General features: G+C 37.3%; 13 protein-coding genes. 3 read left to right on the plus strand and 10 right to left on the minus strand.

All coding sequences use genetic code 11. The annotated features are described in order from the left end of the window. Positions 1-43 precede the first annotated feature (43 nt). From V7150_RS05475 to V7150_RS05485, 3 genes are all read right to left on the minus strand, one after another. Entirely contained in the window at positions 44-814 is a 771-nt protein-coding gene (locus V7150_RS05475) for a DUF2268 domain-containing protein (RefSeq protein WP_335514594.1), read from the minus strand. A 270-nt stretch (positions 815-1,084) separates the two neighbouring features. Next, positions 1,085-2,323, minus strand: a complete 1,239-nt coding sequence (gene fabF, locus V7150_RS05480) for a beta-ketoacyl-ACP synthase II (RefSeq protein WP_335514596.1) — start codon at positions 2,321-2,323, stop codon at positions 1,085-1,087. A gap of 102 nt (positions 2,324-2,425) precedes the next feature. After that, on the minus strand, positions 2,426-3,358 hold the full coding sequence (locus tag V7150_RS05485) for a beta-ketoacyl-ACP synthase III (RefSeq protein WP_335514598.1): 933 nt from the start codon (positions 3,356-3,358) through the stop codon (positions 2,426-2,428). 205 nt (positions 3,359-3,563) lie between these two features. On the opposite strand from V7150_RS05485, the gene V7150_RS05490 reads away from it, so the two are divergent. Further along, a complete protein-coding gene (locus tag V7150_RS05490) occupies positions 3,564-3,848 on the plus strand; it encodes a hypothetical protein (RefSeq protein ID WP_335514600.1) in 285 nt (94 codons plus the stop codon). A gap of 29 nt (positions 3,849-3,877) precedes the next feature. Here the strand turns inward: V7150_RS05490 and V7150_RS05495 are convergent, their stop codons facing one another. From V7150_RS05495 to V7150_RS05510, 4 genes are all read right to left on the minus strand, one after another. Further along, a complete protein-coding gene (locus V7150_RS05495; RefSeq protein WP_420490257.1) occupies positions 3,878-4,069 on the minus strand; it encodes a ComZ family protein in 192 nt (63 codons plus the stop codon). Positions 4,070-4,086: 17 nt separating this feature from the next. After that, on the minus strand, positions 4,087-5,034 hold the full coding sequence (locus tag V7150_RS05500) for a BMP family ABC transporter substrate-binding protein (RefSeq protein WP_335514602.1): 948 nt from the start codon (positions 5,032-5,034) through the stop codon (positions 4,087-4,089). A gap of 203 nt (positions 5,035-5,237) precedes the next feature. Beyond that, positions 5,238-6,071, minus strand: a complete 834-nt coding sequence (locus V7150_RS05505; protein ID WP_335514605.1) for a hypothetical protein — start codon at positions 6,069-6,071, stop codon at positions 5,238-5,240. Between the two features lie 81 nt (positions 6,072-6,152). Next, positions 6,153-6,875 carry a hydrolase gene (locus tag V7150_RS05510; protein WP_335514608.1) on the minus strand — a complete coding sequence of 241 codons (723 nt, stop codon included), beginning with the start codon at positions 6,873-6,875 and terminating at the stop codon, positions 6,153-6,155. Positions 6,876-7,060: 185 nt separating this feature from the next. Here V7150_RS05510 and V7150_RS05515 point away from each other — a divergent pair, with 185 nt between their 5' ends. After that, positions 7,061-7,246 (plus strand): YjzD family protein, encoded by a 186-nt coding sequence (locus tag V7150_RS05515; protein ID WP_335514611.1) that lies wholly within the window; start codon positions 7,061-7,063, stop codon positions 7,244-7,246. Between the two features lie 48 nt (positions 7,247-7,294). Here V7150_RS05515 and clpB read toward each other — a convergent pair whose 3' ends face one another. Next, complete coding sequence (gene clpB / locus V7150_RS05520; protein ID WP_335514614.1) at positions 7,295-9,889, minus strand: ATP-dependent chaperone ClpB; 2,595 nt, start codon at positions 9,887-9,889, stop codon at positions 7,295-7,297. Positions 9,890-10,023: 134 nt separating this feature from the next. Further along, positions 10,024-10,203, minus strand: coding sequence for a YjzC family protein (locus tag V7150_RS05525; protein WP_283922266.1), 180 nt, complete (start codon positions 10,201-10,203; stop codon positions 10,024-10,026). Positions 10,204-10,474: 271 nt separating this feature from the next. On the opposite strand from V7150_RS05525, the gene V7150_RS05530 reads away from it, so the two are divergent. Then, the gene (locus tag V7150_RS05530; RefSeq protein WP_420490258.1) at positions 10,475-11,167 is read left to right on the plus strand and encodes a Crp/Fnr family transcriptional regulator; all 693 of its coding nucleotides are present in this window, start codon (positions 10,475-10,477) and stop codon (positions 11,165-11,167) included. Positions 11,168-11,214: 47 nt separating this feature from the next. Here V7150_RS05530 and V7150_RS05535 read toward each other — a convergent pair whose 3' ends face one another. Further along, the gene (locus tag V7150_RS05535) at positions 11,215-11,943 is read right to left on the minus strand and encodes a YwiC-like family protein (RefSeq protein ID WP_335514619.1); all 729 of its coding nucleotides are present in this window, start codon (positions 11,941-11,943) and stop codon (positions 11,215-11,217) included. Positions 11,944-12,196: the final 253 nt, after the last annotated feature.

The following is a 12,196-nucleotide window of genomic DNA, read 5'->3' on the forward strand; positions in this document are numbered from 1 at the left end:
AAAAAGCCTGGTATAATAGGCTTTTACTTGTAAATTTATTTTTCTATTCTACATATTTAGCGGCAGGGATGGTAAAAGATAGTTTTGTAGAATAATTGTGATTTTCATAAAATTTTCCAATAATATTATATCCTGCTGCATAGCCGAGTAATTTTGGAACTCTTCCGCCTCCATATAAAAGATCATCGTGTCCTCGTTCATTCTTTTTCTTGTGCAACTGATTTTTTAAATAACGATTCCAAAAATTTGTTAGTTCCTTTTCTGTATACATATGACACCACGTTGCTAAATATTCCCGTCCACAATTTTTTAATACAGCATATTCTGCCAGTCCCTCGATGATGATAGAGTCGAGCAAGGTGTAATCCTCCATTTTTTTACCTAACATTCGCAATCGGCAAACATGATGATATTCATGAACCAGAAGTGCTTCGATTTCTTTTGGATCATCATAATATGATAGAAAAAGAAACATTTTATCAGGGAATGAGACCCCGGCTTTACTCTTTTCCTGTCTACTAAAAAAAAAGCCAGATTGAGCTAACGGAAAGAGAAATGTAGGCACATCCGGTCCATCCCAATTATTTTTATATTTAGAAAAAAGCTTTTCTACTTTATCCCATGCTTTTTGATCCAACATCATTTTTAGATTGTTTCTTGATGATCTTGAAGGTCGATACATCCCAAATTTCATTAGTTGATTGTAAATTTCATGTGGAGTTTGCCCCTTAAAAAAAGGTTGGAGCTTTTCACAGATTTTAGCTGGGCGATCAAACTCCTCTTTTAACCATTGATCTGTTCGAATGATTCCCATTTACTTCACCCCATTTAACTCAAGTTCTCCCTCTGGACATTTTATGATTTTTTTTAGAAGAAGTTCTTTGAATCATTGGGTTTCTACCGTCAAAGTAAAAAAAACTCGCGGATTGGCGAACCGCTAAGGGCGGTTGATGAGCCGTAGTTCATCGAAAAGCATAGGTTTTCAACTGCGAAGCTTTCCTTAGTGCACTTTGCTTCATAATAAAGTTATACTTCCTATTAGCCAAAAAAAACGGCCAGACATATGCCTGGCCGTTTCTGATTTCTATTCGTATTTTTTGAACACTATTGTAGCATTATGACCGCCGAAGCCGAGCGAATTGCTCATGGCTGCCTTGATTTCTTTCGAACGTGCAGTTTTAACCACATAGTCCAAATCACATTCTGGATCAGGTGTTTCATAATTAATAGTCGGTGGCAGCATACTGTCTCTTATCGCCAGCACGGTAAAAATAGCTTCGACTCCGCCGGCTGCACCTAGAAGATGACCGGTCATTGATTTCGTTGAACTCATGGCAAGCTTATAAGCATGCTCACCAAATACTTCTTTAACTGCGAGTGTTTCAAACTTGTCGTTATATTCGGTACTTGTTCCGTGGGCATTCACATAATCAATTTCTTCCGGCTTTAATCCAGCATCGTTAATAGCCATTTTCATTGCCCGGGCACCGCCTTCACCGCCTGGCGCAGGTGCTGTGATATGATAGGCATCACCAGTTGCACCGTAGCCAACGATTTCTGCATATATTTTCGCCCCGCGTGCCAATGCATGCTCCAATTCTTCCAATATTACGATTCCTGCTCCTTCACCAATTACAAAGCCATCACGGTTTTTATCAAAAGGTCTACTTGCTGTCTGCGGATCAGGATTTGTAGACAGAGCAGTATTGGCACAGAAGCCGGCAACAGACATTTTCGTAATCGGTGCTTCAGCACCGCCGGTTACCATAGCATCGGCATCGCCGCGCTGAATCACCTTAAAGGCATCGCCAATGGAATTCGTTCCGGTTGCACATGCAGTTACGGTACAGGAATTAAATCCTCTAGCGCCAAGTGTGATAGAAACTTGGCCCGTTGCCATATCCGGGATTAACATCGGCACAAAGAATGGACTCACACGCTTATAGCCTCTTTTTTGGAATATCTCAAATTGTTGTTCAAATGTTTCCATACCTCCAATGCCAGATCCAATCCATACCCCTATACGATGGGAATTATCTTCGTTAATCGTTAGATTGGCATCCTTAACTGCCATTAATGCACTAGCTACTGCAAATTGCGTAAAACGATCCATTTTTCGGGCATCTTTTTTTTCGATAAAAACTTCTGGATTAAAGTCTTTTACTTCTGCAGCTACTTTTGCTGGATACTCATCTGCATTCACTCGTGTCATTGGTCCAATGCCCGATTTTCCTTCTAATATCCCTATCCAAGTAGTATCTGCATCGTTTCCTAGCGGGGTTACCGCTCCAATGCCTGTTACTACAACCCTACGCTTTTCCATTTCTACATCTCCTTTTATACATTAACTTTTCTATATTTATCCAAAATTAATGAACTTCGATAACTGTCTAGCTACAGCGCCAAGGCGCTTCCGCTTTCTATTTTATTTCCCCCAGCGAATGGCAATCGCGCCCCACGTTAAACCGCCGCCGAAGCCCACCATCACGATCAGATCATCATCTTTAATTTTTCCTGCTTCTACTTCTTCTACAATAGAAATCGGTATCGACGCTGATGAAGTATTACCATACTTTTTAACTGTTTTGGACATTTTTTCATCAGGAAGCTCTAATCTTTGTCTAGATGCTTCCATAATACGGATATTGGCTTGATGTGGAATGAGAAAATCAACATCCTCTTTTGTTAAACCGGCCTTTTCCAGAACATGTACACAGCTCTCGCCCATTTGACGAACAGCAAACTTGAAAACCTCTCGTCCATTCATAATGATATATTCGTCCTGGTAAAGATGTTTCGCACCTGTGCCGTCTGCACCTAGTTCAAAGGAAAGGATGCCGCGGTTTTCTGAAACTGGGCCAATGATTGCTGCTCCAGCACCGTCCCCAAATAATACAGCGGTATTACGATCATTCCAGTCAGTAATTTTTGAAAGCTTTTCAACCCCTACTACAAGCACGTATTTATAAACTTCGGACTCAATAAATTGTTTTGCTGTGACTATTCCATACATAAAGCCAGCACATGCTGCACTAACATCCATTGCAGCTGCTTTTTTAGCTCCTAATCTTTCTTGAATCCTGCAGGCAACGGACGGAAACGGTGAATCTGCTGTAACAGTCGCAACCAAAATTAAATCAATCTCATCAGCAGTAATTCCTGCATCTTGAATTGCTTTTTGAGCAGCGGCAAATGCCATATCTGATGTATCAACATCGTCAGCAGCTATTCTCCGTTCTTCGATTCCTGTTCTAGTACGAATCCATTCATCAGAGGTATCCATAATTTTTTCTAAATCATGATTGGTGACAATTTTTTCCGGTAAATACCTGCCAATCCCAACAATACCAGCTCTCACAAATCTCATCTCCTTTTTATTGTCATACTTCCTTCTTATATCCCAAGGATTAATATCAATTATTATGACTTGGTACTAATTTTATCAAATAAAACATGTTTAAAGCAACTGTTTCTTCTTATTAATACTCCGCTAATGTACTCTCCTTTTATTCGTTTAGTCATATTCTAATTCAAGAAGCATTTCAGAAAGGAGACATCTAGGAATGGAAAATCAGGAGCAGGTGGAGCAAGATTGGAAAGACTTAGAAGACTTAGAAGAGCCAGAAGAGTCCCAAGAGCATTTTAAGCAAGATCGGTTCACTAGATTTATGTTTGGTCCAAGGAGGGAACCACATCACAATCATCACCAAGAACCTCATGACCAATCCACCATTAATTATGAAGAACTAATGATAAATATCGATACCTTAATGGAATCTGTACGGGGATTAAAACCATTGTTTCAAAAGGCTTATCCGTTTATCGATCAATTTTGGAAAAAGAAATAAGCTGCTATAACGGGCAGCTTATTTTGATATTACTTTTCACTAAGGGCATCTTCCCTGCCAAGTTCATAGGCTTCTTGCATCACTTTTGTAAACAAATTCATAAATGGCTGAATTAACTCCATTGATAATTCGACGCCTGCTTGATCTAATTGCTCTTTTGCTTCTGGTAAGTATTTCATCGCAATCTGCATAAATTGTAAGTTCTTATCTTGATTAATCATATGTACTCCTTAAAAATTTATTTAGGCAGTTTTCCCGTTTCCTTATATTGCTCAATATGCTTGTTCATTTTTCTAATAAAATCTTTTGACACTAATGGACTAAATTTCCCAAGGGAAATAACATCGTCTTGAAAATCAAAAGAAAGGTTACCTGATTTTAGCTTTCCATCGTTGTATTGTTCTGCTACCTTTTCATATAAGGTGTCAACCTGTTGAATGGTGCTAGTTAATACAGTTGACTCACCTAAGTCAGACTGGTCAGAGACATAGCCGATCACATAAGAACCCTGTCCCTTTACCTGCTCAATAACGGGAACATTAAAACCATCCCCAGCTGGATATACCACATCAACCCCGTTTTCCAACATTTGATTGGCTAATTGAACGGCCTTTTTTTCATCATCCCAATTTCCGACGTATTCTATACTTACGTGAGTCTGTTTATTTTCAGTCATTGCACCTTGGTAAAAGCCTTCAATTTCCGGCTGCCATTCATATGCAGCTAAAACACCTACTTTATTGGTTTTAGACATATGGGCAGCAACCATTCCACCAAAAAAACCCATGGCATGTGCTTTAAAATTAAGGCTGGTTGTGTTGGAATTCTTTGCATCACCGTTAAAACTGACAAAATGTATCTGAGGATAGTCTTTTGAAATATTGTTAAAGTATTCCGCATACTCCGAACCATGGCCAAAAATTAGATTGACCCCTTTTTGCTCAAATTCCGCCACTGCCCGTTCTACAACAGCTTGTGAAATCATTCCTTCTTTATAAAATACATCCACATTAAATTTGGATTGTATTTTTAACATTCCCTTATAGCCTTTTGTTCCCCATACTTGGTCATTTACTGTTTCGGGAACTAACAAGCCAACCTTTTGTAATTTGCCTGTCGGCTTTGTTACCCCGCAAGCCCCAAGTAAAAGAAGACATAAAAGAATGATTCCGAAACGGTTTAACATTCTATGCAACTCCTTTGTACGGCAGCCACTTTCATCACATGTATCGTCCTATCACTTTAATTATATATATTGAAAATTGAACTAAAACAAAGAAAACGCCGATTGTCCTTTTATTCTAACCTTTGAACAATTAAATGAAAAGACAAATTTCCTCTATTTCCACTTTTAACCAAATCGATTCAACTTTTTTATTATTTCACTTACTATCCATTTGGATACAAACGCTGTACATGTTCCATTTGTTTTGAGAAGGAATCCGCAATCGTTGTTATTTTTTTCACAGAAACTATGCCAATTTGATTGCCAATCTGCAATGATTCATTACGGTTGACAAGTGCGATTTTCTCATCTATTTGAAGATAGGCGGCGCACTCGGCCCAATAATTATTCTTACCGCTTTCTAGGATGAACCCCCCAGGGCTATTGGTTTCTATCGTTTTAATAATAGTTTCTATAGCATCATCAACATATAGGACATCACCTGTCCATTCTCTCTCGTCTTTTAAGATTTCTGACTCTTGAAATGCAGCAAGAATCGCTTGTTGAAACAAAAAGGTTGGTGGCTGCCAAGGGCCATAGATGGCAGGTAAATAAAACATTTGAGTGTTCTTCCCACATCCCTTTGCCTGCTCTAATAAAGCGCCGATTGTCTTATCTTGTTCAGCACTAAGCATTTGAATTGGAAGAATAAATGCTACATTCGTATTGTTTTTATTCTCTTTCATAAATTGAATAATGGCTCTTGTAATTTTTTCTTTTTGTAAAATGGTTTCTTTATTCAGCATATATAAATCGTAAATTGATAATATTAAAGTTGTTTGTGCGCTTTCTTCTTCTCTTCTGTTTTCCCACTCAGATAAAGATCGTTCACTAAAATTAGCATTCCTTCCCACCTCAAGTCGTTTTTCCTCGAGAAATGGACTTTTATCTGATTCATCAATTTGAACACCTATCACCTCTACACCTTTATTCAGCAGGGCTTTACACGCATGAAAACTAATAAAATTGTATATTCCAAAAATAATGGCCTTGTCCATTAATATTTCCTCCCCAATCTAGCCTTTTTGAATCCTATGCATTTCGATTAGGAAATATTTCTTTTTGGGGAGGAATCCTCTTTACAGTACTGTTTCATTACTGCTCAAAAACTTGATGAATATTTTTCCGAGCAGTGGTTTTTTTTCCGGAAGAATAAAGGTAGGATTGATTTCAGGAGACTTGATGATTTTTTGATATAATTTTGATTGCGTATATGATTTTCCGCCAGTAAGGACATGAATAATCTTTACTGGACAGTCAAACTCCATATTAACGAAATCTTCCATGCTAAAAATAATACTTTCAATCCGTGTCTGATCCATGTTATGTGCTGCTGTTAATTCTCTCATTAATTTTTTATAAAAAAATTTGTGTTCCTTTTCCTGTTCAAGATGGTGTTTTAGGGAAAGGATCGGGTTGAGCAGGATTACCGACCTGATACACCCCTTCATTTTCTCTATTAATCTGACTGCGACCAGTGCACCCATCCCTTCAGCCAATATATGAATTTGATGATTAAGGATTTCGCTGCGAATTACATGCTGATATAACTTTTGAGCAAGCTCAATAGCGTTTTCGCTCCCCCAGTTTCGCCCATAAAGATTTGAGGAAAAAATGGTGTACCCTGCTTTTTTTAGATCGTTAATTATGGCCAACTTTCCTTCATTTTGTGTCCAAAAACATTTACTTTCGTCCACAAAATGCCTTTCATCTCCGATGATTAAGATCCCAAATCCTGTAGGCTTTTCGGGGTAATGAATGACATTCCATTGGGTATCCATCTGAAAATTGCGATTTTCCATTGATAAATCTCCTTTTACATATTTCCTCAAAATATTGTATGTCATTTCACAAAAGATGAAAGGGAGTTTGCCCATTTGTTTAATTAAACTTGAAAAGTGAAATTAGACATTGAAATTATCTATATTTTTTTAAAATCGTATGGTACTATTAAAATTGATGTAAAATAAGTAAGAGGTGAAAATTAGTGCGATTCTTTTGGACTTTTTTCTGGTCATTTCTTTTAGTGCAAATGCTTACATATGTTGTTAGTTCCATGACTCCAGGTGCAAAATTTGAATTTATCCCTGGTGCTATTGTTTCTGTTGGGGTAACCATTTTAATTTTTATTGCTTCTGCTATAATTCCAAATGAGCCCGTTGATCAACATTAAGAATAGGAAAAAAGGTCTTCCAATATCTATGGATGACCTTTTTTCTGTTTATTGAACTTTTAATGTCACTTCCCCATCTTCTTTCATGATTTCAACTGTTGACTGTTCATGTATCCGTCCAGCTATTATTTCACGTGCGAGCTTTGTTTCGATATTTCTTTGTATATACCGTTTAAGTGGTCTTGCTCCATAGATTGGGTCAAATCCACTTAATGCAATAAATTCTTTTGCATCCTCACTAATCAAAATATTAATTTGCTGTTGTTTTAGCCTGGTTTGCAGTTCCTTCATCATTTTGACAACAATATTTTTTATTTCTCCTAATGATAACGGCTTAAATAGAATGGTCTCATCAATACGATTTAAAAATTCCGGACGAAAATGGGCTCTTAACTGACTCATTACTTTTTCTCTTGTCCCATCTGAAATTTCAATTTCATTTTCACTTCGTTCAAGTAAGAAGTGTGAGCCGATATTGGAGGTCATAATAATAACTGTGTTTTTAAAATCTACTACCCGGCCTTGTGAATCGGTGATTCGCCCATCATCAAGTGCTTGTAAAAGAATATTAAACACCTCTGGATGAGCCTTTTCGATTTCATCCATTAAAATAACTGAATATGGTCTTCTTCTAACAGCTTCCGTTAGCTGCCCGCCTTCTTCATAACCGACATAACCTGGAGGTGCACCTATTAGACGAGAAACCGCGTGCTTTTCCATATATTCCGACATATCTATACGAATAATGTGTTCTTCACTGTCAAATAACGACTCCGCCAACGCCTTTGCAAGCTCTGTCTTTCCTACACCTGTAGGCCCTAAAAATAAAAATGAACCAATTGGACGGTTTGGGTCTTTTATTCCGGCACGCGCCCGAAGGACAGCATCAGCCACGAGTTTAACGGCTTCATTTTGCCCAATTACTCTTTCATGCAAAATGGATTCTAATTTCAATAGCTTTTCTCTTTCACCCTCAACAAGTTTGGAGAGAGGAATTCCTGTCCATCTCGAGACGATATTCGAAATTTCTTCCCCTGTCACTTCTTCACGAAGCAACCGTTCATCCTTTGCCGCTCCATCCTCTAATTCCTTCAGTTCTTTTTCTGCCAACGGAATTTGCCCATGCCGAAGTTCAGCAGCCCGGTTTAAATCATATTTATCTTCTGCCTGCTGAAGCTCTCGGCGAAGCTTTTCAAGCTGCTCCCTTTTCTCTTGCACTTTCTGGATGTTTTGTTTCTCTTGGAGCCATTTTGCTTTCATGGCATTAGCCTGTTCTTTTAAATCGGCAAGTTCCTTTAATAGTGCTTCAAGTCTTAATTTGCTCCCTTCATCACTCTCTTTTCGCAATGCCGCCTCTTCAATTTCCAGCTGCATAACCCTGCGGGTCACTTCATCAAGTTCGGTTGGCATGGAATCAATTTCAGTACGAATCAAGGCACATGCTTCATCGACTAGGTCAATCGCTTTATCAGGTAAAAATCGGTCAGTAATATAGCGGTCTGATAAAGTTGCTGCTGCCACAAGTGCATGATCATGAATTTTTACACCATGGTACACTTCAAACCGTTCCTTTAAGCCTCTTAATATTGAAATGGTATCTTCTACATTTGGTTCTTGGACAAGCACCTGTTGAAATCTGCGTTCAAGAGCAGGATCTTTTTCAATATATTTCCTGTGTTCATCAAGTGTGGTTGCTCCAATGCAATGAAGTTCTCCGCGTGCAAGCATCGGCTTTAACATATTACCGGCATCCATCGCACCTTCGGTTTTTCCTGCACCAACAATTGTATGAATTTCATCAATGAACAGCAAAATTTGCCCTTCGCTTTTTTTAATTTCGTTTAAAACTGCCTTCAGCCTCTCTTCAAATTCACCTCTAAATTTTGCCCCGGCGATTAAAGCACTCATATCAAGTGAAAAAATTGTTTTATCCTTCAAGCCTTCTGGAACGTCTTTTCTAACAATTCTTTGTGCAAGCCCTTCAACAATCGCTGTTTTCCCAACTCCTGGTTCGCCAATTAATACTGGATTGTTCTTAGTCTTTCTCGATAAAATCCGAATCACATTACGAATTTCTGTGTCCCTGCCGATGACCGGATCCATTTTACCTGATTTCACTTCGGCAACGAGGTCTCTTCCATACTTTTTAAGAGCATCATATCCTGCTTCGGGATTTTGTGATGTCACTCTTTGGTTCCCCCTTATTTCTTTTATTGCTTTTAAAATAGTTTCTGGTGTTTTTCCATAAGCTTGGATTATTTTTTTTATTTCTGAATTATTGGCATAGGTTGCAGCTAATAGAAAATGCTCAACTGAAATATACTCATCGGCAAATTTCGAAGCAAACTCCTCTGCACTTACCAGTATTTTTTGCAGCTTTGCCGTAATATAAAGTTTCCCCTGTTCAACCCCGCTTCCAGTAACTTGAGGTTTTTTAGCCAAGGATTCCATAAGGCTTTTCTTTACTTTCTCAGACGGTAAACCTGCTTTCTCTAAAATAGAAGCAATGAGACTGTCCTCTTGATCCATAAGCGATAAAAATAAATGAGGTTCATCAATTTCTTGATGATTTTCTTTCACCGCTAAGGCCTGTGCATCCATGATCCCTTTTTGTAAACGCTCAGTCATTCGGCTTAAGTCCACTTTACTCACTCCTCGTTTGACCATTTTTGACCTATATATATTTATTATAAAACAAACTATAAATAGAAGTAAAATTTTGAACAGGGAAAAAGCCATCCGTGATGGATGACTTTCTAAAAAAAGAACAAATAATGTTAAGGTTTGCGTTGATATGTCCAAACGCGGTTATGATTTGATGTCTCGGGAAATGGGTCCCCTGCTTTAAGCTTAATTTTTTTAGGATTCAGCACATTATCTCCGGTTTCACCAATTTCTATATACACACCATTATTCGGAGCCTTTTTACCTGATTTAAATTGATGATTTTGTCCCACGTCTTTCCCTCCTTATCATCTATATCTTTATTATTGCCAATTTGAATTTGTCCATTATAGGAATTTCTTTCAAATCCCATCACATATCGACATTATTTCCTAAGAAATATGTCACGAATGATTCATTTTTTGACGATTGTATGAACTTATTGCACATTTATTGCTAAATATTCTTCGTTAACAATATAATAATAGTAATATCCTGCAAATCCAATCTTAACTGGCATTTATTTTTCAAAATTCATTTGTACCTTTAAAGGTGGTTATTTGTATGCAGTCAGTTAAAGAAATGCCCGTAACATTGTCCCATCTCTTTGATACGGTTCATCATATTAAGAAGATTGAAAAAGGGACTTTTCTTTTTCAAGAAGGATCGTGCGCCGATGAATTGTATATCGTGCAAAGCGGTATTCTTCAAATTAGTAAAATTATTCCTGATGGCAGAGAACTCACACTAAGAATGTGCTCAAAAGGAGACTTTGTTGGTGAATTAAATTTATTCTCCCCTTCTTCAAAATATTTATTAAGTGCTCGTGTCGTTGAGAGTGGTGAAGTCGCCGTTATCATGAAGGATGTGTTAGAGGAAAAACTTTCGCAAAATCTCTCGCTTTCCTTTGAATTCATAAAATGGATGAGTCTGCAATACCGTAAAACACAAACCAAGTTTCGTGATTTGGTCCTTCACGGAAAAAAAGGAGCATTATATTCAACCTTAATTCGAATAAGTAACAGTTATGGGATTAAAACGAATCAAGGAATCATGATTGAATTACCTTTAACAAATCAAGAGTTGGCAAATTTCTGCGGTACTTCACGTGAAGTCGTAAATCGTCTACTTAGCGATTTAAGAAAAGCTGGGATTATTTCAATCGATAAAGGGACAATTACCATTCATAACATAGATTATTTAAAACAAGAAATCGATTGTGAGGATTGCCCAATTGAAATTTGTAAAGTTGATTAGTTCGATTTTAATATGGAAAAAAATCGGTCAATTTTATGACCGATTTTTTATTTAAGTAAAACTATTTGTATGGCAATGATAATGAAAAAAATGGCTGAATTAATGATTTCGTATATTCCAACTTGTTTTGCAGATAAATTCTTCCCATAAAAAAGGATTGCTCGAAGCAAACTCGGAATATAGGCAAGTGCTGCAATCCAAAAGCCACTTGCGGCCCAAGTAATGACGAGCAGCACATGGTAGGCCCAAGAAAACAATTTAAAGTTTATATTATTCCTTTCCCTAATCATTGATTTTACATAAAAGGTACAGCCAATAAAAAAGACCACGGATGCTAAAAAAGAAAAAAGAATCGTCTCAGGCGTAACCACACCCCGCACTAAATAACTGCTTGCCAAACCTGCAATACAAAAAGCAAATATAGCACTCAAATCATTCATAAAAGCACGATCTTGATTTTTTGAGGTATAGTAAGCATTTATGATAAAAAACGGGAGCATCAAAAAACCAAAAGAGATGATGGCAGGCCTTTCCAGGAATGGGATCAGTAGTAGTATTAAAGCCGGTATCATATAAATAAGCGTCCACTTTGTATAAAAAGGAATCTTTTTCTTTTTAAATAAAAGGAGCATCGGATAGGTTGCTAAGTACAATAGAAGCCAGCCAATAAATAACGGGAGATGCAGCCACAAAAATCCTCCATCGATAACACCCAACCAAAAAGGGATGATTAGCATTGCCCAAGCACCATGTTGTTTCGGTATAAATAACTTCATCTCTTTCCCTCCTTTTCCCTTCTTCATATCATTACTATAAAATAGCATATCGGAAAAATAAGTGAAGAGAATCACATTTAGTACAAACTTCCTTCTGATTACATCTCCAATTCACAAAATGATTGCAATTCCATTTGTTAAATACATTATTCATTAGGAATAATTAACTAAGTTATTATAATTAGGTAATCCTTAAAAGAGGGTTTTTGATTAGCTATTCAGAAAACCAATTCAGAAGAAATAAGTTAAATAT

It is taken from the genome of Neobacillus drentensis (genome assembly GCF_036965245.1).
Classification (GTDB): Bacteria; Bacillota; Bacilli; order Bacillales; family Cytobacillaceae; genus Neobacillus; species Neobacillus drentensis_G.